This is a genomic window from Streptomyces sp. NPDC051243 (genome assembly GCF_044455405.1).
Classification (GTDB): Bacteria; Actinomycetota; Actinomycetes; order Streptomycetales; family Streptomycetaceae; genus Streptomyces.
In genome coordinates this window covers 353807-375516 of the sequence record NZ_JBITES010000002.1, presented here as the reverse complement: position 1 = coordinate 375516, position 21710 = coordinate 353807, and the positions used below count along the sequence as shown (strand labels likewise).

Sequence of the window (21710 nt, the reverse complement as noted above, 5' to 3'; positions counted from 1 at the left end):
AGCGAGACAAGACGATGGACCTGACGGCGAACGTATCCGCCCAGCCGGGCGCCGCTCCCATCGAGGGCCTTTCCGACGCCTGGCACTGGTCCCGTATGATCTTCAACTTCGACGCCGTCCTCACCCCGGACCACCAGCACCTGCTGGAGATGCGCGTCATGGGACGCTACGACGCGGCCCTGGCCCAGGCCGTCTTGAGGTTTGCCCGCGAACGCAGCGACCAGATCACCGGGAGCGGCCGACCGCTGGTGCCCCTGGGGGGATTCGCCTGCCCCGGCTGGGAGTTCGACACCGTCGCCGCCGTCAGCCCCGGTATCCACGAGAACCACGCCCAGGACGACCCCGACCTCCACAAGGCCACGTACACCCTCTTCCCCGGCTACCGCACCGAGTTCTCCGGCACAGAAACCGAGGACGAGGCCATCCATCTGTTCCGCCGCGCTCTTCAGCCGACGAAGCTCGACCGTGAACCCGTCCCTTTCCTGAAGATGCGCTACGACAACACCCGGACCAAGAGCCACAGCATCGGCCCCCACCGCGGCCTGGCACCCCTGGAGGTTCTCCTCCACGAGCTGTCGCTGCTTGAGGGCGCCCCCGGCAGCTACGTCGAGTGGGAAAACCGCCTCGGCCAGGTCTGGAAAGCCGAATACCTCACCGCCCTCACCCTGCACGGACCTTCGCAAGCACCTCAGGAACGAGCCACCACCGCTGACGCGCTGATCTCTCTCGCCGAACAGAGCGTGATCCGCGCAGACAAGCCGGAATGACCATCATGGCCGCGATCAGGGCGATCACGGAAAGCGGACAGACCTACGACGACCCGGACGAGGAAACCCTCTACGACCTGCTCAGCGAACTGAACCTGCGCTACCGGTTCCTCATCGTCGAACGCCCGGACTCCCCGCAGCACTACATCCAGGTCCGCCTGGAAGACGACGGCAGCTGCCTCGTCGAATACCGCGACGGCGGCCCTCACGCCCACTACCAGGCCCGCATCCCTGCCCCCTACGCATTCCACGGCCACGACACCGCCGCAGGCATCGTCAACAGCTGGGCACACGACGACGACCAATGGCGGACCGCCCTGCCCTGGACGTTCCTCACCACATGAGCCACATGTTTTGGGTGGCCCGGGCCGGCCGGGGCACTTCGACCACGGTCTCGACGTCCACGCCGAGGGAACGCATCCGCTCGACCACACCCTTGCCCGCGAGCGGGCCCTCCTCGGGCAGCACGATCGGGGTGCCGTCCGTGATGGCCATCGGGTCCCAGGATCGGGAGAGCTGGACGGGCTGCCCGTCGGCCAGGAACTCGTGGTGCGTGGTGACGCAGAGTCGCTCCTTCACGCCGGCGCCGTAGAGGGAGCCGCCATGGTGTGCGGGGTGCCGCGAGCGGACGAGGCGCAGGCGCTCACGCGGGACGCGGACGTACGTGCCGGAGCCCGCGCGCCCTTCGAGGAGACCGTCACCGATCAGCTGGTCCACGGCCCGCTGCGTGACGTTGCGCCCGACCCCGTACTCCTCGGCCAGCCGCAGCCGCGACGGCAGGCGCTCCCCGATGTCCCACTCACCGGCGAGCACACGCTCGCGCAGCGCGTCCGCCGCTGCAAGGTACGGGCCTCTCGGGGCATCACGACTCTCTTGGTGCTGTGCTGCGCTGCGAGGGCCGCCGGAAATACGTTCGGTGCGGTCCTGGAGAAGCCGCCACCGGAACGGTCGGCGAGGCACGCCTCCTGACTGCCGGGAACACGTGCTCCCCGAGCAGGTGTTGTGCTGCCAGAGGCACGAGCCCTGGAGGAGACTGCAGATGGCCCTGACCCGGGAAGAACGTGAACAGTTTCTGGCCGAGCCGCATGTCGCCGCGCTGGCCGTCGACGCGGGGGCGGGGCGTGCTCCGCTGACCGTGCCGATCTGGTACCAGTACGAACCCGGCGGCGACGTGTGGATCACGACCGGGCTGGATTCCCGTAAGAACGAGCTGATCAGCGCTGCGGGCCGGTTCTCGCTGCTGGTCGACCGGACCGAGCCCACCGTTCGGTACGTGTCGGTGGAGGGGCCGGTCGTCGAGACGACCCCCTCACCGTCGAGCAGCTCCGGGAGATGTCGGCCCGCTACCTGCCGGCCGAGGTGGTCGACTCCTACGTGGAGTACGCGCAGAAGAACCACGGCGAGAGCGTGGTCATCCGTATGCGGCCCGAGCGCTGGGTGTCGTCCGACCTCGGTTCCGTGTCCGACTACGCTCCGGAAGGTGCCTGATCTTCATGAGCTGCTGAGGTCGCTGCGGGTGTGGGACGCGGAGGTCACCGAGCTGCCGCCGTTCGACCCCGCCACCGCGCCCGCCGACCCACTCGCCCTCTTCACGGCCTGGTTCGCGCAGGCGGTCGCCGCGGGACAGGTGGAGCCCCACACCATGTCCCTCGCCACGGCCGACGCGGAAGGTATGCCGGACGTACGGACCGTGATGCTGCACGGCGCCGACGCGTCCGGCTGGTCCTTCGCGACCCATGCCGGCAGCCGCAAGGGCCGCCAGCTCACCGCCCGCCCGTACGCGGCCCTCGGCTTCTACTGGGCGGCGCAGGGCCGCCAGGTACGCGTCCGCGGCCCGGTCACCGCGGCCCCGGCCACCGATTCCCAGGCCGACCTGCACGCCCGCTCGACCGGCGCGCTGGCGGCGGCACTGACCGGGCGTCAGAGCGAAGTCCTGTCTTCCCTGGCCGAGTTGGCGCGCGAGTCGCAGGCGGCCTGGGAGCGTGCCCAGCGCGAGCCGGACGCCCCGGTCCCGTCCTGGACCCTCTACCGCCTGCGCCCCGACGAGGTGGAGTTCTTCCAGGGGGACGCGAGCCGACGCCACGTACGGCTCGTCTACCGGCGTACGGAGGAAGGCTGGCTCAAGGAGCTGCTCTGGCCCTGAGCCGAGCTGTCAGAAGCCCCGGCTCCCCCGGAAGTCGTACGCCGTGAAGTCGGCCACCGGCCGGTACCCGATGCGCTGATAGAGGCTGTTGCTCGTCTGGTTCGCCAGGTCCGTGAAGAGCAGCACCTCACGCACCCCGGACGCGAGCACGGCCCGGCTGACCTGGGCGGTGACCGCGCCCGCGTAGCCGCGTCCGCGCAGGTGGGCCGGGGTGTAGACGGGGGCGACCCGGACCTGGCCGGCGACCACCTGGGTCACGCCGGCCATGGAGAGGGGGGTGCCGTCCTCGCCCTCCCAGAAGGTGACGCCGCCGTAGGAGATCCGGGACTCGGCCCAGCCGGTGGCGTCTCGGGCGGCGTGATCACCGACGGCGTCGATGAACTCGCCGTACCAGCACACCAGTTGCTCCCGGTCCTCCTTGCCCGCGATCCGCGCCCGGCCCGCCGGGACGGGCTGCGGGACGGTCAGGTTGCCCAGCCGGTACAGGCGTTGGCGCTGGACGACGGTGCTGCGGCCACCCGTGCGCCGGCGCCAGGCGGCGGTGAAGGCCTCGGCGGTCTCGCGGGCCGCTATGACACCGGGGACCGAGTGGCCGAGGGCGACCAGGTGGGCGGCGAGGGACTCGGCCTCGTCGGGGGTGAGGGGCGTGACGTTCAGCCGGAAGGGCGGGGTACGGAAGTAGGCGGCCCGCACCTGCCCGCCCACCTCCAGCACACCGAAGACGGGCGCCTCGTCGCCGTATGCGCGCAGACCGCTCGTGCGCAGCGTCTCGGTCACCGTCAGGGCGACGGTGTGCAGATCGGGGCGTGAGCGCAGGAAGCCTCCGGCGTGGGCGAGGAAGCCGGTGAGATCCTGGGTGCAGTACCAGTCGTCCGGGCGCATGCCTCATGATCCCGCGCCCGGGCGGGGGATGTGCACCCTTTTCCTCCGCGGACACCAAGCCGACACAAGAGGCCACTCCCAGGCGGGCGTCGGAGGGCCCGGGATTCACGTGACGACGGGCCCACAGGTTGACGTTCGCGTCCGCCGGCCTACACGTCGACGTCCGGATCCGCTGCGAGTCGCGCGTGCAGATGCATGTCCCGGTAGGCGTCGTGCCGCCCCGCTTCCCACATCGCGCCGCGCAGCGTCCCCTCGTAGCGGAAGCCGCAGCGCTCGGCGATATGGCAGGAGGAATCGTGGCCTACGGCGTGGTCGAGTTCGAGGCGGTGCAGACCGAGACCAAGGCTCTGGCCCGGCTCGGTGAGAGCCCAGCGGGCGACGAGGGAGAGCGCGTGGGTGGCGACGCGACGACCGCGGGCCTCGGGCAGAACCCAGTAGCCGACGCGGGCGGACTTCATCACCGGGTTGATGAGGTTGACGCCGATGTGTCCGAGGGGTGTGCCGGTCGCCGCGTCGGTGACGCAGTACGACGCCGCCGTGCCCTCCGCCGTGTTCCACGCCGTGTCGCTCAGCGAGTCCCTGGCGCTGTCGAGGTCGGTGGTGATCCTCAGCGGGGTGTTCCAGCGCCGGAACTCGGGGTCGGTGCGCCCCCGGAACCACGCCTCGACGTCGGCCTCGGAGTCCGGGTCCCAGGGGCGCAGGTGGAGGCCGTGGCCGTGCAGGTCGGGGGAGGGGTGGCCGGCAGGGGCGGGGACGCGGTGGTCGAAGTGGCTGTCGTCGGCGTGGCTCATGCCGCCCTATTGAAACGACCTGACGATCAGCACGTCAGCGGTTCGGGCCGGAACACCGGCACCCCGTCCCGGAAGGCCACCTCCAGCTCCGTCCCGGCCCTCAGCCGCCCGGCGTCCGCGCACTCCACGACCTCGGTCATCATCCTCGGCCCCTCGGCGAGTTCGACGACCGCGGCGACGTAGGGTGTCCGCTCCCCGAAGGGCGGCAGGTCGTTGCGGTGTACGACGGACCAGGTGTAGAGGGTGGCCCGGCCGCTCGCGGGCTCCCACGTCACGTCCTCGCTCCAGCAGTGGGGGCAGAACTCGCGGGGGTAGTGGTGGGCGCGGCCGCAGGTGCGGCACCGGCGGATGAGCAGCCGCCCGTTCGCCGCCGCGTCCCAGTACGTCCGCGTGAAGGCGTCGGCCTCTGGAATGTCGTACCGCTGCCCGCTCATCGGAACAGCCCCAGCGCGCTGTCCACCGACCACGACTGCCACGACATCCCGAACAGCGCGACCAGCGAGATCAGCGCCATCATCGAGTTCTGCCCCTGCTCGGCCCAGTCGTGGATCATCAGCGCGAAGTAGAGGCCGTTGAGCAGCAGCCCGCCGAGGAGGGCGATCGGGGTCAGGAACCCGAGGATCAGGCCGAGCCCGAGGGCCAGTTCGGCGTAGAGGACGACGTACGCCATGGTGCGCGGCCGTGGTGCGACGACGACCTGGAAGCCGGACCGTACGGCGTTCCAGCGGTGCTTGCCCGCAACGTCCGCCGCCCAGGCGATCCCGGCGCCCTCGAACCAGCTCTTCCTGTCCTTGTGCCGCCAGCTCTCCAGCCACCACAGCCCGAGGCCTATCCGGAGCACGGCCAGCCATTCGGCACCTGTGAGCCAGATCGCGTCCATGGACCTGACGGTACGTCAGATCAGGGGGGTCGGCAATCGCCCGCACATCGGCTTTGCCCACGACGCCGAGCCCGGCGCACGTCAGGAGTCAGGGCTCGGCGTCGCGCTGTGTCGCCGCGACATGCCTTCAGGCGTCGAACTCGTGGTCGCGGGTCTCGGGCAGGGCCAGCAGGCACAGGAGGCTCAGCAGGCAGAGTCCGCCGGTGTAGAAGCCGAGGACGAGCGGTGAGTCCCAGTGGCTGTTCAGCCAGGTGGCGACCAGCGGGGCGAAACCGCCACCGAGGGTGTTGGCGAGGATGAAGGCCGCGGAGGCACCGGTGTAGCGCAGCCGCGCCGGGAAGAGTTCGGGGAGGAAGGCCGCCACCGGCGAGAACATCAGCGCGAGCAGTGCGAGTCCGACCGTGTAGGCGCCGGTGATCAGCCAGGGGTCGCGGGAACTCAGCGAGGCGTACATCGGTACGGCCCACAGCACGCTGCCCACGGCTCCGGTCAGCATCACCGGGCGTCGGCCGATCCGGTCGGCCAGCCCGGCCGCCGGGAGGGTGACGGCGATTCCGGCCGCCGCGCCGATGCTCGCGGCGGTCAGCATCGTGTTCTGCGGGATGCCGAGTTCCTTCGGCCCGTACGACAGGCTGTAGACGATCGTCAGGTAGTAGACGGCCGAGCCGCCCAGCGCGGCGCCGATGCCGAGCAGCAGCCTGCCGGGATGCCGGGCGAGAAGCGTGCCGAGCGGGAAGCGGGATGTCGGTGCGGGCGCCTCGGCCGGCCGCGTGAACAGCGGTGACTCGGAGACCGCCGTACGCACCCACAGGCCGATCACGACGAGCACGGTGCTGAGCAGGAACGGGATCCGCCAGGCCCAGTCGGCGAAGCCGTCCCGGCCCGCGATGTTCAGGGTGGGCAGGATGACCGCGCTGGACAGCAGGAAGCCGAGCGAGGGGCCGACGTTCGGGATGGACGCGTACAGCGCGCGGCGTCCGGGCGGCGCGTGCTCCGCGGCGAGCAGCACCGCGCCGCCCCACTCGCCGCCCATGCTCACGCCCTGCAGCAGACGGAGCGTCACCAGCAGGACGGGGGCGAGGAGTCCGGCGGTCTCGTAGGTGGGGAGCAGTCCTACGCCGACGGTGGCCACGCCCATCAGCAGGAGCGAGGCGACCAGGGCGCGGCGGCGGCCGAGGCGGTCGCCGATCGTGCCGAACAGCGCGACGCCGAGGGGGCGGGCGAGAAAGGCCGCGGCGAACGTGAGGAAGGCGGCCAGCGAGGAGACGGTCGCGTTGCCGGAGGGGAAGAAGGCGGGTCCGAGGACGAGCGCGCTGGCGGTGCCGTACACGGCGAAGTCGTAGTACTCGATCGTCGTGCCGACCAGGCTCGCGGCGGCGACCCGCGGCGCATTGGTCCGGGCGGTCCCGGTCGGCGCCGGCCGTGGGGACGCGGCGGTCACGGGCGCGGCAGGTGGCGGTGATTCGGGCATGGGGAATCCATTCCGACGGTGGGGTGGAAGGCACCCTAAGCCGTGGAATTGAATTTCGACAAGGAATTCGACGAGGAAGCCAGGCCGTTCGAAAAGCCGGACAGTGGAATAGTCAATTTACACGCGTTACCAGCGACGAAACGCCTGATGCGGCTATGAGTGCGGACAGATCGGCCTTATGCATAGAACTGCGCCCGGAACAGCCCGAGGGTGCACCCGCCCGGGGCGTCAACCCCCAACTCCTGTCAACCAGCTGTCAATATTCATGCAATTTTTTGAATAAATATTCGACCGCCACTGCACCTTGCCAACGGCCGATCGCGCACGAAATGCTGACGCTCGGGGGAACTTGAAAGTTGTACAACCGTCGATTTTCAGACATTGGAAGGAACTGCGGACCAAGGTTCTCCGGACGGGGAAGGCAATTACGCATGCTGAAAACCGGCAAGCTATTTCGCTTGAGAAGACTTTCGCTGGCCGGGGATGGCCGACATCTTCTCGTGCCGCTCGACCACAGCGTTTCGGACGGCCCGATCGTCCCCGCCGACAAGTGGGACGACCTGTTGCGCGCGCTGGTGGACGGCGGGGCCGACGGGGTCATCGTCCACAAGGGACGTGCCCGCGCCTTCGCGCCTGACATCCTCAAGAGCTGCGCGCTCGTGGTGCACCTGAGTGCCAGCACCGCCCACTCCGCCGACGTGCACGCCAAGGTCCTGGTGGCCGACGTCGAGGAGGCGCTGCGGCTCGGTGCGGACGCGGTGAGCGTCCACGTCAACATCGGCTCGGACACCGAGGCCCAGCAGCTCGCCGATCTCGGCGCCGTGGCGCGTTCCTGCGACGCGTGGGGGATGCCGCTGATCGCGATGATCTACCCGCGCGGCCCCCGGATCACGGACCCGCGTGACCCGGCCCTGCTCGCGCATCTGGCCAATGTGGCCGCGGACCTGGGCGCGGACATGGTGAAGACCTCCGTCGCCCTGCCGCTGGAGCGGATGGCCGAGGTGGTGGCGGACAGCCCCATCCCGATCCTCGCGGCCGGGGGTCCGCCGGACGGCTCCGACCTCGTCGAGTACGGCACCGCGGTGATGGCCGCCGGCTGCCGGGGGCTGGCCATCGGCCGCCGGATCTTCTCGGCCCCCTCCCCCCGTGCGCTGGTGTCCCGGCTCGCCTCCGTCGTGCACGGGCGGGCCCCGGAGGCGGGCGGCGCCACCGGCATGAGCGCGAGTTCCCCCGCGGGCTCCCCCACGAGTTCCCCCACCACATCCCCCACCGACTACTCGACGATCGTGGCAGGTGTCGCATGAGATTCGCATGGATCGATCTCCGTGAAGTCCCCCGACAGCAGATCCAGGCGGTCGTGGACGCGGCCGTCCACGCCCGGATGGCAGGCGTGGTCTCCGCCGACGCAGAGCTGCTCGCCACCCTGCCGCCGACGGTCACCCGGGTGCTGATGCCCCAGGCCCCCGCCGCGAAGAAGACCGCCACCGACAAGGACAAGGACACGGGGGACAAGGCGGCCAAGGAGCCCTCGAAGGAGACCAGGCCCGCCACCGGACACGACGTCCTGCTGCGGAAGTTCGCCACCCAGGACGAGCTGGACGCCCTCGCCGCCGACCATCGCACCGGCACCCCCGTCGCCGGCTTCGTCGACGTACGGGACGACCGAACCCTGCAGCTGTCGTGCACGGGCGCCATGGCGCTTCCGTACACCGTCATCCACTTCGCCGACCCGACCAAGATCCCGCTGGAGATCGTGCTCGCCGCGGCCGAGTCCGCCGAGGGAAAGCTGGTGACCGTCGTCGACGGCCTGGAGGAGGCGGCGATCGTCTTCGACGTGCTGGAGCGCGGCTCGGACGGCATCCTGTTCACGCCCCGCGGCGCCGACGACGTGTTCGCCCTGGCACGGCTGCTGCAGGCCTCCACACCGCAGCTGGAGCTGTCCACGCTGACCGTGGAGAGCATCCGGCACGTCGGACTCGGCGACCGGGTCTGCGTGGACACCTGCTCCCACTTCGAGGAGGACGAGGGCATCCTCGTCGGCTCCTACTCCTCCGGGTTCGTGCTGTGCTGCTCCGAGACCCACCCGCTGCCGTACATGCCGACCAGGCCGTTCCGGGTCAACGCCGGTGCCCTGCACTCGTACACGCTCGGCCCCGACAACCGCACCAGCTACCTCAGCGAGGTCGGCTCGGGCACCGCCCTGCTGGCGGTCGGCGCCGACGGGCGCACCCGGCGGGTGGTGGTCGGCCGCGCCAAGCTGGAGTCCCGGCCGCTGCTGGAGATCCGCACGCACGCCGAGGACGGACGGCTGGTCAGCCTGACCGTGCAGGACGACTGGCACGTGCGGGTGCTCGGCCCGGGCGGCAAGGTCCTCAACGTCACCGAACTCCAGCCGGGTGACGAGCTGCTCGGCTACCTGGCCACCGACAAGCGCCATGTCGGCCTGCCCATCGGCGAGTTCTGCAAGGAGGTCTGAGCCCCATGCGCGAACTCGCGGCGCAGCTCACGGCGGACGGGCCCGACGACGGCATGACCGACCTCGTCCGAAGACTCTTCGACGCGCACGACGACGCACTCCCCTACCTGGCCCACCGCCAGGAGCTCCTCACCCGCGGCGAGCTGCGCGACCGGGTGGCCAAGCAGGCCGCGGTCTTCGCCGGATACGGCATCGGCGCGGGCAGCACCGTCGGGCTGCGGACACCGCCCAGCTTCACCCAGGTCGAGGTGCTGCTCGCGCTGTGGCGGCTCGGCGCCCAGGTGCTGCTGTTCGACTTCCGGCTCAAACCGGCCGAGGTGGCGGCGCTCCGCGCCACCTGCCGACCGCAGTTCATGGTCAGCGCGGGTGTCAACGTCCGGGCGACGTTCGGTTTCCGGTCCGAGTACGAGGTCGTCACCGAGCGCCTCGGCGGTGGTCGCCCGGCCGGCACCGGCCACCGGCTGGTCCAGTTCAGCTCGGGCTCCACCGGGCGGCCGAAGGTGATCGGCAGAACCGCCCGTTCCCTCGCCGCCGAGGTGGACCGGTTCACCCGCGTTCCGGGTATGCCCGCGGCGGGCGACCGGCTGCTGCTGCTCAGCTCGACGGCGCACAGCTTCGGTCTGATCGCCGGGCTGCTGCACTCGCTCGTGGCCGGCGTCCAGGTCGTCTTCGCCCCGCGGATCTCCGCCCGCGACATCCTGCGGACCGCGGTGGAGCACCGCGTCACCACCCTGTTCGGGGTGCCCATGCACTACGAGCTGCTCGCCGCCGCCTCCGATCCCCCCGCGCTGCCCGAGCTGCGCGTCGCGGTGTCGGGCGGTGAGCTGATGCCCCCGCAGGTCGCGGCACGCTTCGCGGAACGCTACGGGATCGCGGTCGGCGAGTCCTACGGCACCACGGAGACCGGTGTGGTCGCCATGGACGCCGGCGGCACCCTGCGGCCGGCGGTCGGCCCGGCCGCACCGGGCGTGGTGGTACGGGAGCACCGGGGCGAACTGGACGTCGCCCTCGACGAGTCTCCGTATCTCTTCGACTCCGGCGGCACCCAGTACGAGGACGGCTGGCTGCACACCCGGGACCGGGCCACCGTCGACGCCTCCGGGACGGTGCGGGTGCACGGCCGCGCCGACTCCCTCGTCGTGATCGGCGGCCTCAAGGTGGACCTGTCCGAGGTCGAGAACGTGCTCCGCGAGCATCCGGCGGTCGAGCAGGCGGTCCTGGTCCACGAGGGCGTGACCGAGGCGTACGTCGCCGTGGCCGACGGGGCCGAGCGGCCGTCCGAGGCCGAACTGCTGCGGTGGTGCCGAGAACGGCTGGCCGACTACAAGCTGCCGCGGCTGATCCGGGTGCTCGATGCCCTGCCCCGCACGTCCAACGGGAAGCTGCTGCGCCAGGCGGCGGTGCTGCGTACGCACTCCGCTGTGTGAGCCGGGTACCGCGCGGTTCCCCCGCCCCTGGTCTCCCCCACCCCTGGTCGCTCGACCCTCTCACCGAAATCATTCTCTGGAGACACCGATCATGAGTACGTCGACCCTGGAAGACGAGATCCGCGAGTTCGTCCTGACCGCGGTCATCGACGAGATGAACGTCCTGCTGAGCCGCGACGGCATCACGGACGACAGCCCGATGACCGTCGGCGGGCTGGAAGTGGACTCACTGAGCCTGATCGAGCTGACGCTGCGGCTGGAGTCGCGGTTCGGCGTGGAGATACCGGACACCGACATCGAGCCGCTGGCCTCCCTGACCCTCGGCGGACTCGTCGCCGAGGTGATCCGTCGCGGTGCGAAGGCGTGAGTGAAGGCATGAGGGAAGGCATGAGTACGGCCACCTTCACCACCGACTCCGTCCGCGAACTGCTGTCGGACCGCAACATCTTCCCGGGACTGCCCGACGATCTCGACGAGGACGCCGAACTGGTCCTGGACTCACTCGGGTTGGTGTGGCTCCTGCATGTGATCGAGGAGCGCCACGGCCTGGTCGTGGAGCCCAGCGACGAGGAACTCTCCGGGCTCACCTCACTGCGGCGGCTCACCGCGTACCTGCGTGCCGTCGAGGAGGGCGGCCACGATGAGCGGTAGGGGTAGCGGTAGCGCTGAGGTCACGGTGACCGGATTCGGGGTGCGCACCGCGTTCGGCAGCGGCGCCGACGCTGTGCGGCGCGGGGTCTTCGCGGGAGTCCCCGCGTTCGCGCCCACCACCCGGTTCGACACCGGCCCGTACCGTACGCCGATGGCTGCCGCCGCCCCCGACGGCCCCGACGCGGTCGAGGACTGGGCACTGCGTCACGCGCTCGCCGAGTGCGGTACGCAGGCCCTCGACATGGCGGGGTTGCGCCCGGGCACCCGGGCGGCCGTCCTGCTCGGCGTCGCGGGCGACCACACGAGCGTCACGCGGTACTGGCGCGGGGGCGGGGAAGGCGAGACCGGCACCGACACCGGTACCGGCACGGGCGCGGGCGGCGTGGCCGAGCGGGCCACCGAGGCCGACCGGGCCGCCGAGGCCGACCGGGCCGCCATGTCCGAGCGGGCCGCCATGTCCGAGCGGGCAGCCGATGCCGTACCCGCCCGGCTCACCGAACTGCTCGCCGCACGGCTCGGGTTGACGGGATCGCGGCTGACCTTCACCAACGCCTGCGTCGCCTCCGCCGCCGCGATCATCCACGGCTGCCGGCTGATCTCCTCCGGGCGGACCGACGTGGCGGTCTGCGGCGGCGGCTACCTGGTGGAGGAGGAGACCTTCGGGAAGTTCGACTCCGGGCGGGCGCTCTCCCGGGACGGCATGGTGCGCCCGTTCAGCGCGGACCGCAGCGGGCTGCTGCTGGGCGACGGGGTGGCGGTCGTCGTGCTGGAGTCCGCCGAGCACACCCGTCGCCGGGGTGCCCGGCCGCTGGCGTCGGTGGTGGGCTGGGGCGCGGCCACGGACGCCCACCACATCGCCCAACCGCATCCCGAGGGAGCGGGGTTGGCGCGGGCGGCACGGCAGGCGATGCGGCTGGCCGGCGATCCGGACGGGGCGGCCCTCGGCTACGTCAACGCCCATGGCACCGGCACCAAGTACAACGACGGCGCCGAGACCCGCGGACTGCGCGCCGCCTTCCCGGACCGGGCGGAGTCGATACCGGTCAGCTCCACCAAGAGCACCACCGGCCACCTGCTGGAGGCGGCGGGCGTCGTGGAGTTCGTGATCACGCTGCTGGCCCTGACGGACGGCGTACTGCCGCCGACCGCCGGGTTCACCGCGCCGGACCCGGAGTGCGACCTCGACTACGTGCCGAACCGGCCGCGCCAGGCCGACCTGCGCCGGGCGCTCACCGTCAACGCCGCGTTCGGCGGCGCCAACACCGCACTCGTGCTGGAGCGGCCGTGACGAAGCTGACGACGACGGGCGAGAAGAACGTACTCCGGGCGCCCCTGGGCATCCTCGCCAGCGCCACCGCCACCCATGGCACGGGCCGGGACGACGACATCCCGCTGCCGAGGCTGCCCGGCTTCGTGGAGTCCGCGTTCAGCCCGCTGGCGTACGAGGTGAGCAGACAGTGCCTGACCGAACGGCCCGGTGACGGGGCCCGCACCGCCGTGGCGCTGGCCAGTCTGCTGGGCGACACCACCACCGCCGACCTGGCCAGCACGCGCATGGTGTCCGGCAAGGTCCACAACCCGCTGCTGTTCATGCAGGCCACGCCCAACTCCGTACTGGGCCACACCAGCCGGGAGTCCCAGATCACCGGGCAGATGTTCAGCATCTCCACCTTCGACGACCCGGTGACCGAACTGCTGGCCATGGCGGATCTCCTGCTGGAGGACCCGGAGCTGGACCGGGTCCTGGTGCTGGGCGTGGAGTTGGGCGGCAGCGAACGGCTGGCCGCCGTCCACCGGGAACTGACGGCCGACGGCGACAGCCCGGTACCGGACCTCCCCGCATCCGCCGGTCTGGCGGCCGCGGTGCTGCTCGGCCGCCCGGGAGCAGGGACGCCGGTGACGGTCCGGCAGGCGGAGACCCCCGCCGCCGCCGACGCAGACGCAGACGCAGACGCCGGGGCCGTCGACCGCCCCGGCAGTATCCAGGGCCTGTTCGACCTGGCCGCCGCCCACCGACGGCTGCTGCGGGACGGCGGGAACCTGCTCCTGCCCGGCCCCGCCGCGTTCGTCCTCGCCACGGATACCACCGACACCGCCGACGATACGGAGACCCATGCTCATCAGTAGGCAGGAGCGGGCGCGGATCTGCTCCGACACCGAACTGGGCGCCGGCAACGTCCTGGCACGCCTGAAGGCGTACGGCCGCCCGCTCGACGAACCCGTACTGCGCACGGACGGCACCTGGCAGGCGCCCGACGGCAGCCGCCCCGAGGTGCTGACCCTCGGCGAGCTGTACGAGGCGGTCGAGACGTACGCGGGCTGGTACACCGCCCACGGTGTACGGCCCCGCGACCCGGTCGCCCTCCACTCGTACTCCAGTGCCGAGTTCGCGGTGAACTTCCTGGCGCTGACGTCCCTCGGCGCGATCCCGTCGTTCGTGAACGGCAATCTGGCCCCGGAGATCGCCCGGGAGTACGTACGCCGCCAGGGCGCGGTCGGCGCGTTCACGGACGAGGCTCATCGCGAGGTGCTCGCGGACTGCGGGCTCGGCTTCCGCGTCACCGCCGCCGGCATCCGCCCGGAGCACCGCGCCTCGCTGCCGGCGTCGTACCCGTACCGGCACGACCCGACCGACCCGGTGCTCATCTCGCACTCCTCCGGCACCACCGGCATGCCCAAGGGCGTGCCGCACACCCACCGGACCCTGATGTACGCCCAGTTGCACCGGCTGCGCTACTCCACCGGGACCGACATGGAGCGCACCCTGGTGGGGCTGCCGGGCGCGCACAACGCCATGGTGGCGACGCTGCTGTACTGCCTGCTGCTGCGCACCGACATCAAGCTCCTGTCCAGCCAGCGCGGCGCCGATGTGCTGGACGCCGTCGAGGAGTTCCGGCCGACCACCGTGCTGGCCTTCGCCGGGACGTTCGGCGAGATGGCCGCCGAGGACCTGACGAGACGTGATCTGTCGAGCGTGCAGGTGTGGTTCAACACCGGGGACGCGGCGCACGAGGCGCACATCCGCGCCCTGGTGCAGCACGGCAGTCACCAGACGATCGGCAAGGACCTGCGCCGCGTACGGGTCGACGGCTCGGTCTTCGTGGACGGGCTCGGCTCGTCGGAGGCCGGCTACTCCGTCTTCCACAACCGGCACACCAAGGACACCGACGCCTACTCGCGCTGCATCGGCAGACCGATCAGCTTCGCCGAGGCCGCCGTACTCTCCGAGGACGGCATCCCGCTGCCGCCCGGGCAGATCGGCCGACTGGGCCTGAAGTCCCCGACGCTCACGCCCGGTTACTGGAACGACTCGCTGACCTGGAACCGGATGCGGCTCGGCGGCTACTGGCTCACCGGGGACCTCGCCCACCAGGACGAGGACGGCAACTTCTACCACCTCGACCGCGCGCCGGACGCCGTCCGCACCCGGGCCGGCATCGTCTTCAGCACCCGCACCGAGGAACTCCTGCTGGCCGAACTGCCCGAGCTGGCCGACTGCACGGTCGTCGGCATCGCCCCGGACGGCGTACGGGCGGACTGGGACGGCGACGGAGAGGGCGAGGCGTACGCGCTGCTCCAGGTGACCGACGGAGAGGGTGCCGACGGAGAAAGCGCCCACGACGAGGCGTGGACCGAGCGCGTGAACTCCGTGCTGACGGCCGCCGGATACCCCCCGGTGCACCGGGCCCTGCGCATGAAGCCCGACGACGTGGCCAAGGGCGCCACCGGCAAGGTTCTCAAACGAGTGATGCGCGACAGGTTCGCCGCCGAGGAGCAGCACGCATGAGCACGAGCACAGCAGACGGCGACGGCGTCAACCACCGCGCCCGGGCGAGCGAGGCCTACCGGCTGTGGTGGCAGCACGACGCCAACTGGTACCAGGGAGTGGCCGCCCGGTTCGGGCAGGAGGCCGCCAACGAGATCAACGCCGAGGCGTTGCGCAGGATCGCCCTGAGCGTCGCACAGCGCGTCGGCCGCCTGGCCGGTCCGCTCCCCGACACCGGTGACACCCGCAAGGACCTGGAGGAACTGCGCCGCCGCTACGACGACTGCGGCGATCGGATGTTCCCGCCCGAGCTGCGCAACGCCTCCACCGAGGTCGAGGACGACGACCTGATCGTGCTCACCCTGAAGCGGAGCTTCGCCGTCACGATGGTGCGGATGGCCGGTTCGCTGGAGGGCTACCGCTGCCCCTGCACGGACATCCACGCGGGCTGGTCGGAGGGGCTCGGCGTGACCCTCACGGAGAACAGAGCCGAAAGCTGCCTGCGGGACGGCGACAAGGCGTGCCGTCTGCTGATGCGGGTCGCCACGCCCCTTACCGCCGGCGGGGAGGGCTGACGTATGCGTGTGCTGGTCGCCGGGGCCACCGGCGTGATCGGACATCCGCTGGTGGGCGCGCTGCGGGCACGGGGCCACAAGGTGAGCGCACTGGTACGGGACGCGTCGCGGGCCCCGGAGGCGGACGACGTCGTCGTCGCCGACGCCCTCGACCGGGAGGCCGTGCTGTCGGCGGTGTCGGCCGCCCGGCCCGAGGTGGTCGTCCACCAACTGACGGCGTTGAGGCTGCTGCGCGACGACCCTCCGGCGGCCTTCGCGCAGACCGCGCGGCTGCGCACGGAAGGCACCGCCAACCTGATCGAGGCGGCCCGCGCGGCCGGAGCACGGCGGCTGGTCGCGCAGTCCATCGCCTTCGCCGCCGTGCCGGAAGGGCCGCCGGCCCTCGACGAGGACGCGCCGCTGTACGTGGACGCCCCGGATCCCGGCTGGGCCGCCACCGTACGGGCCGTCGCCGAGCTGGAGCGGCTGGTGGCGGGCAGCGGCCTCGCGGGGGTGGTGCTGCGGTACGGCACGCTGTACGGCCCCGGGACCGCGTACGCCCGGGACGGCGGGACCGGGCTGCGGGTGCTGGCCGGGAAGCTCCCGCTGCCGGAGGGCGGCGCCGGAATCACGTCGTTCCTGCACGTGGACGACGCGGTGCAGGCGGCCGTGGCGGCCGTCGAGTCCGAGGCGACCGGCGTCTTCCACGCGACCGACGACGACCCGGCCCCGGCCGCCCAGTGGCTCCCGCACTACGCCCGCGCGCTCGGCGCCCCGCCCCCGCGCACCGTCCCGACGGCGCTCGCGCCCCGGCTGCTGGGTTGGTTCATGGCCCATCAGCTGACCGCGGCACACGGCGCGGCGAACGACCGGGCGCGTACGGCACTGGGCTGGAAGCCGCTGCACCCGAGCTGGCGCGACGGGCTGGGCGAGGAATGACCGCACCCGGCGACGTCCTCGCCGTCTGCGTCATCGGCGTCGGCCCGCGCGGCCTGTCCGTCCTGGAGCGGATCTGCGCCAACGCCGAAGGCACCGCCCGGCCGGTCGCGGTCCACCTGGTCGACCCGTACCCGCCCGGTCCGGGCGCGGTGTGGCGCACCGGCCAGCCGGACGAGCTGCTGATGAACACGGTCGCCTCCCAGGTGACCCTGTTCACCGACGACAGCGTGGACTGTGCGGGGCCGTCGGTGCCGGGACCCAGCCTGTACGCATGGGCGCGCATGATCGAGCGGGACCACACCGGCCGCTACCCGCTCCGGGTCCTGGACGAGGCGCGGCAACTCGGCCCGGACTCCTATCCGACCCGGGCGTTCCACGGCCACTACCTGGAGTGGGTGTTCCGGCATCTCCTGCGCACCGCCCCCGAGGAGGTGACGGTCCACACGCACCGGTCGACCGCGGTCGCGCTGGACGACACCCCCGACGGGCGGCAGACGGTGACGCTGGCGGACGGCCGCCGGCTGGCCCGGATGGACGCGGTGGTGCTGGCGCTCGGCCACGCCGAGCAGCTCCCCGGCCAGGAGGAACGCGCGCTGGCGGGTTTCGCCGCCCGGCATGGTCTGACATATGTGGGGCCCGCCAACCCGGCCGACGCCGTGACGGCCGGCATCGCGCCCGGCACACCGGTCGCCCTGCGCGGTCTGGGGCTGAACTTCTTCGACCATCTGGCGCTGCTGACCGAGGGCCGCGGCGGCACGTTCAAGGACAGCGAGAACGGACTGGTGTACCTCCCGAGCGGCAACGAGCCGGTGCTGTACGCCGGTTCGCGGCGCGGGGTGCCGTACCACGCCCGGGGCGAGAACCAGAAGGGCGCGCTCGGCCGCCACCACCCCCGGTTCCTGACCCCGGAGGTGATCGCCGGACTGCGGCGGCGACCGGTCGGCTTCCGCCGCGACCTGTGGCCACTGATCGACCGGGAGGTCCGGACGGTCTACCACGAGGCGTGGATCCGCAGGTCCCAAGGGGCGGGGGCTGCCGAGGAGTTCGTACGGGCTGCCCTCACCGGCCGGTGTTCCGAGGCGCACCTGCTGGACCGGTACGAGTTACCGGCCGACGAGCGATGGGACTGGCGGCGCATCGAGCGCCCGTACGGCGAGCGCGTCTTCGCCGGTCGCGACGACTTCCGGCACTGGCTGCTGGACTACCTGCGGCGGGATGTCGCCGAAGCCCGCCTCGGCAATGTGGACGGACCGCTGAAGGCCGCCCTGGACGCCCTGCGGGACCTGCGCAACGAGATACGGCTGGTGGTCGACCACGGCGGCGTCCTGGGCGAGTCCTACCGCGCCGAACTCGACAGCTGGTACACGCCGTTGAACGCCTTCACCTCGATCGGCCCGCCGGCCTTCCGGATCGAGCAGCTGATCGCGCTGATCGAGGCCGGGGTGCTGCACGTCGTCGGACCGGGAATGCGGGTGCGGCCCTCGGCCCGCGAGGGCGGTTTCCTCGTCGACGCGGAGCAGGTGTCCGAGCCGCCGGTACTGGTCGACGCGCTGATCGAGGCACGGCTGCCCGGCATCTACCTGCGGGCCACGGCCAACCCCCTGCTGAGATCGCTGTTCTCTGCCGGCGACTGCGCGCCGTACCGGCTGGGCGGTCACGAGACGGGCGGGCTGGCCGTGACCGGCAACCCGCCCCGGCTGCTGGACGCGACCGGCCGGGCGCACCCGCGCCGGTTCGCGTTCGGAGTGCCGACGGAGGGGGTGCGCTGGGTGACGGCGGTGGGGGTCAGGCCCGGGGTCGGCTCGGTGACTCTGGAGGACTCGGATGCGATCGCGCGGGCGGCACTGCTGCCTCCCGAGGACGAAGTCCCTTTGTCTCCCCCTTCTTTGACATCACATCAGGCAGGCGAAAGAGGGAGTCGACGCACGTGAACGCGCTGTCCGTGGGCACTGACGCGGGCCTGCTCGCCCCCACCTGGGCGGACACGCCGGCGGCTGCCGAAGTGACCGACGAGGCCTGGTTGCAGGCCATGCTGGACGCCGAGGTGGCGCTGGCCCGGGCCCAGTACACCGTCGGACGCACGCCCGCCGCCGCGGTGGAGGCGATCGCCTCGGCCGCCCGCGCGGACCAGTTGGACCTGGCCGCCCTCGCCCGCGCGGCCCGGGCCACGGCCAACCCGGTGGTGGCTCTGGTCCCCGCGCTCACCGAGCTGGTCGCCGCCAAGGACCCGGCCGCCGCCGAGTACGTACACCGCGGATCGACCAGCCAGGACATCCTCGACTCGGCGGCCATGCTGGTCGCCCGCCGGGTGCTCGGCCTGATCACCGCCGACCTGGAACGTGTCCGCGCCGCCCTCGCCGCCCTGGCCGACGCCCACCGGCATACGGTGCTGGCCGGGCGCACCCTGGCCCAGCACGCGGTGCCCACCACCCTCGGCCTCAAGGCTGCGGGCTGGCTCCAGTTGGTCGCCGACGCCCTGGCCCGGGTACGGGCCGTCGCGTCCGCACTCCCGGCCCAGCTCGGCGGCGCGGCGGGCACGCTCGCCGCGTACGCGGAGTACGCGGCACTGGACGGCGGACAGGGCGACGGCGACGGCAGAAAGGGCGACGGCGGAGACGGTACGGAGTTGCTCCGGCCGTTCGCGCGGGAGCTCGGGCTGGCCGAGCCGGTGATCCCCTGGCACACCGCGCGCACGCCCGTGGCCGACCTGGCGGCGGTGCTGCAGTTGGTCACCGGGGCACTCGGGAAGTTCGCACTCGATGTGCAGACGCTGTCCCGCACCGAGATCGGCGAGGTGTCCGAGCCCGCGGCGACCGGACGCGGGGCCTCCTCGGCGATGCCGCAGAAGCGGAACCCCGTACTCGCCACCCTGATCGTGTCGGCCGCCCGTCAGGTCCCGGCGCACGCCCTCGTCCTGGCGCAGTGCATGCTCGCCGAGGACGAGCGGCCCGCGGGGGCGTGGCACGCCGAGTGGCAGCCGCTCCGGGAGGCGCTGCGGCTGGCCGGCGGGGCCGCGCACACGGCCGTGGAGCTCGCGGAGGGGCTGGTCGTGCATCCGGAGCGGATGCTGGCCAATCTCGAGCTGACCGGCGGGGCCGTCGTCGCCGAACGGCTGGCGGTGGCACTCGCCCCGGCGCTCGGGAAGGCACGGGCGAAATCGCTGCTGACCGCCGCCACGGCCGAAGCGTCCGACACCGGGCGCCCGCTCGCCGAGGTGCTGTCCGAAAAAGCCGAACTGTCGGCCCGGTTCGCCCCCGCCCGGTTGGCGCAGCTCCTCGACCCGGCCGGCTACACGGGCGCGGCCGACGCGCTCGTCGACCGGGCGCTGCGCGGATACGGGGCCGTCGACGTCACCGCCGACTCCGGGGACCTCGGCCTCACCACTCACGAGGAAGGCACGCGATGACCATCGTCAGCAGGACCGAGGAACAGGCGTCGCCCACCCGCTCGTGGCCCGTCCTCCTGGTCGTCGTCTGCGCCCAGATGCTGATCTGGCTGGACACCTCGGTCCTCAACGTCGCGGTCACCACGCTGGCCGACCCGGCCGAGGGCCTGGGCGCGACCCCCGCCGAACTGGAGTGGGTGGCGAGCGCCTACACCCTGGTCTTCGCCGGTGCCCTCTTCGCGGGCGGCGCGCTCGCGGACCGCTTCGGCCCGCGAGCCACCCTCCTCGCCGGTCTGGCACTGTTCGGTGCCGCCTCCGCGGCAGGCGCGTTCGCACCGGACGCCGGCTGGCTGATCGTGGCGCGGGCCTTCATGGGCGCGGGCAGCGCGCTGCTCATGCCCGCGACCCTGTCGGTCATCGTGCAGAGCGCCCCGGAGGAGAAACGCACCCGGGCCATCGCGATCTGGAGCTCGTCCAGCGGACTGGGAGTGGCGGTCGGCCCGGTCGTGGGCGGGGTGCTGCTCGACCACTTCTGGTGGGGTTCGGTGTTCCTGGCCAACGTGCCGATCGTGGCCCTGTGCCTGGCCGGGGTGGCGACCGTGGTGCCCGCGCTGAGAGGCCCCGGGCGCAGGGTGCTCGACCTGCCCGGCCTCGCCCTGTCGGTGCTCGGTCTCGGCGGTGTGGTCTACGGCATCATCGAACTCGGCACCGGCCGGACCTGGTACGGCGCCCACGTCCTGCTTCCGCTCGTCCTGGGCGGCGCCCTGCTCGCCGCCTTCGTGGCCGGTCAGCGCAGATCCCCGGCGCCCAGCCTGGACCTGCGGCTCTTCCGGCAGCCCGGGTTCACGGCCGGGAGCGTGGTGCTGCTGATCACGTTCATGGCCCTGGCAGGACATCTGTTCTACGCCGCCTTCTACCTCCAGGGACCCCGCGGACTCTCCCCCGCCGAGGCCGGCACGGTGATGATCGCCGCGGCAGTCGGCGTCGTCCTGGGCAGCCAGGCGTCCCCGGCGATGAGCAGGCTGCTGTCGGCCCGTTGGACGATCGCGGCCGGCGTCCTGGCCACGGCGGCCACGTACGCCGCCTATCTGTGGTTCGACGAACGGACCCCCATCCCGGTCGTCGCCGCCCTGCTGTGGGTGCAGGGCTTCGGCATGGGCCTGGTCGGCACACCGGTCACGGCCGTGATGATGCGCGGAGTGCCGCCGCAGCTCACGGGCGCCGGATCCGCCGTCAACAGCGTCACCCGGCAGGTCGGCGGCACGCTCGGGGTGGCGATGACGGGCTCGATCCTCTCCGCCGTCTACCGGGACCGCATGGCGGATGCCGCCCTGCCCGTCGGTCCGCAGGGACTGTCGGCCGACGCGGCGGCGCAGGCCCGGACCTCGGCCGAGTCGGCCCGCTCGCTGGCCGGTTCGCTACGGCTGCCGGAGCTGGCGGCCACGGCCGACCGCGCCTTCCTGGACGCCATGTACACGGCCACGTTCTGGACCGCCGTACTGGCCTTCATCGGGTTCGTCACGGCCGTCGTGGGGCTGCGCGCACGGGCCGTCGACAACCAGCGGGAAAGGGACTGAA

The 21710-nt window shown here is 72.1% G+C and carries 21 protein-coding genes and 2 pseudogenes; 17 read left to right on the top strand and 6 right to left on the bottom strand.

Translation table 11 applies throughout. The annotated features are described in order from the left end of the window. The first annotated feature begins 14 nt into the window (after nucleotides 1-14). Nucleotides 15-767: a hypothetical protein gene (locus ACIBAG_RS05595; protein WP_399101278.1), complete on the top strand. Its 753-nt coding sequence runs from the start codon at nucleotides 15-17 to the stop codon at nucleotides 765-767. Beyond that, entirely contained in the window at nucleotides 764-1111 is a 348-nt protein-coding gene (locus tag ACIBAG_RS05590) for a hypothetical protein (protein WP_399101275.1), read from the top strand. Before ACIBAG_RS05595 ends, ACIBAG_RS05590 begins: the two co-directional genes overlap by 4 nt. Nucleotides 1112-1121: 10 nt before the next feature. On the opposite strand, the pseudogene ACIBAG_RS05585 reads toward ACIBAG_RS05590, so the two are convergent. Next, nucleotides 1122-1592, bottom strand: a pseudogene (locus ACIBAG_RS05585) (GntR family transcriptional regulator); the annotation flags it as partial. Between the two features lie 214 nt (nucleotides 1593-1806). Here ACIBAG_RS05585 and ACIBAG_RS05580 point away from each other — a divergent pair. Together ACIBAG_RS05580 and ACIBAG_RS05575 are read left to right on the top strand one after the other, a co-directional pair. Further along, nucleotides 1807-2255 (top strand): annotated as a pseudogene (locus ACIBAG_RS05580) (pyridoxamine 5'-phosphate oxidase family protein). Next, complete coding sequence (locus tag ACIBAG_RS05575; RefSeq protein WP_399101273.1) at nucleotides 2248-2910, top strand: pyridoxal 5'-phosphate synthase; 663 nt, start codon at nucleotides 2248-2250, stop codon at nucleotides 2908-2910. Before ACIBAG_RS05580 ends, ACIBAG_RS05575 begins: the two are co-directional and overlap by 8 nt. Nucleotides 2911-2919: 9 nt before the next feature. On the opposite strand, the gene ACIBAG_RS05570 is transcribed toward ACIBAG_RS05575, so the two are convergent. From ACIBAG_RS05570 to ACIBAG_RS05550, 5 genes are all read right to left on the bottom strand, one after another. Beyond that, entirely contained in the window at nucleotides 2920-3792 is an 873-nt protein-coding gene (locus ACIBAG_RS05570; protein ID WP_399101271.1) for a GNAT family N-acetyltransferase, read from the bottom strand. Between the two features lie 149 nt (nucleotides 3793-3941). Then, nucleotides 3942-4583, bottom strand: a complete 642-nt coding sequence (locus ACIBAG_RS05565) for a GNAT family N-acetyltransferase (RefSeq protein ID WP_399101269.1) — start codon at nucleotides 4581-4583, stop codon at nucleotides 3942-3944. Between the two features lie 26 nt (nucleotides 4584-4609). Beyond that, nucleotides 4610-5017 (bottom strand): Zn-ribbon domain-containing OB-fold protein, encoded by a 408-nt coding sequence (locus ACIBAG_RS05560; protein ID WP_399101267.1) that lies wholly within the window; start codon nucleotides 5015-5017, stop codon nucleotides 4610-4612. Further along, the gene (locus ACIBAG_RS05555; protein WP_399101266.1) at nucleotides 5014-5463 is read right to left on the bottom strand and encodes a DoxX family protein; all 450 of its coding nucleotides are present in this window, start codon (nucleotides 5461-5463) and stop codon (nucleotides 5014-5016) included. The genes ACIBAG_RS05560 and ACIBAG_RS05555 overlap by 4 nt, the downstream gene beginning before the upstream one ends. 127 nt (nucleotides 5464-5590) lie before the next feature. Beyond that, a complete protein-coding gene (locus ACIBAG_RS05550) occupies nucleotides 5591-6934 on the bottom strand; it encodes an MFS transporter (RefSeq protein ID WP_399101265.1) in 1344 nt (447 codons plus the stop codon). Between the two features lie 431 nt (nucleotides 6935-7365). Here ACIBAG_RS05550 and ACIBAG_RS05545 point away from each other — a divergent pair, with 431 nt between their 5' ends. From ACIBAG_RS05545 to ACIBAG_RS05485, 13 genes are all read left to right on the top strand, one after another. Next, entirely contained in the window at nucleotides 7366-8238 is an 873-nt protein-coding gene (locus tag ACIBAG_RS05545; RefSeq protein WP_399101263.1) for a 2-amino-3,7-dideoxy-D-threo-hept-6-ulosonate synthase, read from the top strand. After that, nucleotides 8235-9410 (top strand): 3-dehydroquinate synthase II family protein, encoded by a 1176-nt coding sequence (locus ACIBAG_RS05540; RefSeq protein WP_399101261.1) that lies wholly within the window; start codon nucleotides 8235-8237, stop codon nucleotides 9408-9410. Before ACIBAG_RS05545 ends, ACIBAG_RS05540 begins: the two co-directional genes overlap by 4 nt. 5 nt (nucleotides 9411-9415) lie before the next feature. Then, nucleotides 9416-10837, top strand: coding sequence for a class I adenylate-forming enzyme family protein (locus ACIBAG_RS05535; RefSeq protein WP_399101259.1), 1422 nt, complete (start codon nucleotides 9416-9418; stop codon nucleotides 10835-10837). 91 nt (nucleotides 10838-10928) lie between these two features. Continuing rightward, the gene (locus ACIBAG_RS05530) at nucleotides 10929-11204 is read left to right on the top strand and encodes an acyl carrier protein (RefSeq protein ID WP_030054531.1); all 276 of its coding nucleotides are present in this window, start codon (nucleotides 10929-10931) and stop codon (nucleotides 11202-11204) included. 20 nt (nucleotides 11205-11224) lie between these two features. After that, nucleotides 11225-11488, top strand: a complete 264-nt coding sequence (locus ACIBAG_RS05525) for an acyl carrier protein (protein WP_399101256.1) — start codon at nucleotides 11225-11227, stop codon at nucleotides 11486-11488. After that, nucleotides 11478-12776: a beta-ketoacyl-[acyl-carrier-protein] synthase family protein gene (locus tag ACIBAG_RS05520; protein WP_399101254.1), complete on the top strand. Its 1299-nt coding sequence runs from the start codon at nucleotides 11478-11480 to the stop codon at nucleotides 12774-12776. Before ACIBAG_RS05525 ends, ACIBAG_RS05520 begins: the two co-directional genes overlap by 11 nt. Beyond that, nucleotides 12773-13615: a hypothetical protein gene (locus ACIBAG_RS05515; RefSeq protein ID WP_399101252.1), complete on the top strand. Its 843-nt coding sequence runs from the start codon at nucleotides 12773-12775 to the stop codon at nucleotides 13613-13615. The genes ACIBAG_RS05520 and ACIBAG_RS05515 overlap by 4 nt, the downstream gene beginning before the upstream one ends. Next, nucleotides 13602-15275 carry a class I adenylate-forming enzyme family protein gene (locus ACIBAG_RS05510; protein WP_399101250.1) on the top strand — a complete coding sequence of 558 codons (1674 nt, stop codon included), beginning with the start codon at nucleotides 13602-13604 and terminating at the stop codon, nucleotides 15273-15275. Before ACIBAG_RS05515 ends, ACIBAG_RS05510 begins: the two co-directional genes overlap by 14 nt. Beyond that, nucleotides 15272-15829, top strand: coding sequence for a hypothetical protein (locus ACIBAG_RS05505; protein ID WP_399101248.1), 558 nt, complete (start codon nucleotides 15272-15274; stop codon nucleotides 15827-15829). Before ACIBAG_RS05510 ends, ACIBAG_RS05505 begins: the two co-directional genes overlap by 4 nt. Before the next feature lie 3 nt (nucleotides 15830-15832). Continuing rightward, nucleotides 15833-16747 carry an NAD-dependent epimerase/dehydratase family protein gene (locus ACIBAG_RS05500; RefSeq protein WP_399101246.1) on the top strand — a complete coding sequence of 305 codons (915 nt, stop codon included), beginning with the start codon at nucleotides 15833-15835 and terminating at the stop codon, nucleotides 16745-16747. Then, the gene (locus ACIBAG_RS05495; RefSeq protein WP_399101244.1) at nucleotides 16744-18678 is read left to right on the top strand and encodes an FAD/NAD(P)-binding protein; all 1935 of its coding nucleotides are present in this window, start codon (nucleotides 16744-16746) and stop codon (nucleotides 18676-18678) included. Before ACIBAG_RS05500 ends, ACIBAG_RS05495 begins: the two co-directional genes overlap by 4 nt. Then, on the top strand, nucleotides 18675-20153 hold the full coding sequence (locus ACIBAG_RS05490) for an adenylosuccinate lyase family protein (RefSeq protein WP_399101242.1): 1479 nt from the start codon (nucleotides 18675-18677) through the stop codon (nucleotides 20151-20153). The genes ACIBAG_RS05495 and ACIBAG_RS05490 overlap by 4 nt, the downstream gene beginning before the upstream one ends. Further along, entirely contained in the window at nucleotides 20150-21709 is a 1560-nt protein-coding gene (locus ACIBAG_RS05485; protein ID WP_399101240.1) for an MFS transporter, read from the top strand. Before ACIBAG_RS05490 ends, ACIBAG_RS05485 begins: the two co-directional genes overlap by 4 nt. Nucleotide 21710 lies beyond the last annotated feature (1 nt).

Excerpts from the sequence above, each read along its gene's own strand:
- ACIBAG_RS05535 (WP_399101259.1), top strand. The coding sequence starts at position 9,416 with ATGCGCGAACTCGCGGCGCAGCTCACGGCGGACGGGCCCGACGACGGC.
- ACIBAG_RS05570 (WP_399101271.1), bottom strand. The coding sequence starts at position 3,792 with ATGCGCCCGGACGACTGGTACTGCACCCAGGATCTCACCGGCTTCCTC.
- ACIBAG_RS05540 (WP_399101261.1), top strand. The coding sequence starts at position 8,235 with ATGAGATTCGCATGGATCGATCTCCGTGAAGTCCCCCGACAGCAGATC.
- ACIBAG_RS05505 (WP_399101248.1), top strand. The coding sequence starts at position 15,272 with ATGAGCACGAGCACAGCAGACGGCGACGGCGTCAACCACCGCGCCCGG.
- ACIBAG_RS05555 (WP_399101266.1), bottom strand. The coding sequence starts at position 5,463 with ATGGACGCGATCTGGCTCACAGGTGCCGAATGGCTGGCCGTGCTCCGG.
- ACIBAG_RS05550 (WP_399101265.1), bottom strand. The coding sequence starts at position 6,934 with ATGCCCGAATCACCGCCACCTGCCGCGCCCGTGACCGCCGCGTCCCCA.
- ACIBAG_RS05485 (WP_399101240.1), top strand. The coding sequence starts at position 20,150 with ATGACCATCGTCAGCAGGACCGAGGAACAGGCGTCGCCCACCCGCTCG.
- ACIBAG_RS05530 (WP_030054531.1), top strand. The coding sequence starts at position 10,929 with ATGAGTACGTCGACCCTGGAAGACGAGATCCGCGAGTTCGTCCTGACC.
- ACIBAG_RS05595 (WP_399101278.1), top strand. The coding sequence starts at position 15 with ATGGACCTGACGGCGAACGTATCCGCCCAGCCGGGCGCCGCTCCCATC.
- ACIBAG_RS05590 (WP_399101275.1), top strand. The coding sequence starts at position 764 with ATGACCATCATGGCCGCGATCAGGGCGATCACGGAAAGCGGACAGACC.
- ACIBAG_RS05560 (WP_399101267.1), bottom strand. The coding sequence starts at position 5,017 with ATGAGCGGGCAGCGGTACGACATTCCAGAGGCCGACGCCTTCACGCGG.
- ACIBAG_RS05495 (WP_399101244.1), top strand. The coding sequence starts at position 16,744 with ATGACCGCACCCGGCGACGTCCTCGCCGTCTGCGTCATCGGCGTCGGC.
- ACIBAG_RS05525 (WP_399101256.1), top strand. The coding sequence starts at position 11,225 with ATGAGTACGGCCACCTTCACCACCGACTCCGTCCGCGAACTGCTGTCG.
- ACIBAG_RS05510 (WP_399101250.1), top strand. The coding sequence starts at position 13,602 with ATGCTCATCAGTAGGCAGGAGCGGGCGCGGATCTGCTCCGACACCGAA.
- ACIBAG_RS05500 (WP_399101246.1), top strand. The coding sequence starts at position 15,833 with ATGCGTGTGCTGGTCGCCGGGGCCACCGGCGTGATCGGACATCCGCTG.
- ACIBAG_RS05520 (WP_399101254.1), top strand. The coding sequence starts at position 11,478 with ATGAGCGGTAGGGGTAGCGGTAGCGCTGAGGTCACGGTGACCGGATTC.
- ACIBAG_RS05545 (WP_399101263.1), top strand. The coding sequence starts at position 7,366 with ATGCTGAAAACCGGCAAGCTATTTCGCTTGAGAAGACTTTCGCTGGCC.
- ACIBAG_RS05565 (WP_399101269.1), bottom strand. The coding sequence starts at position 4,583 with ATGAGCCACGCCGACGACAGCCACTTCGACCACCGCGTCCCCGCCCCT.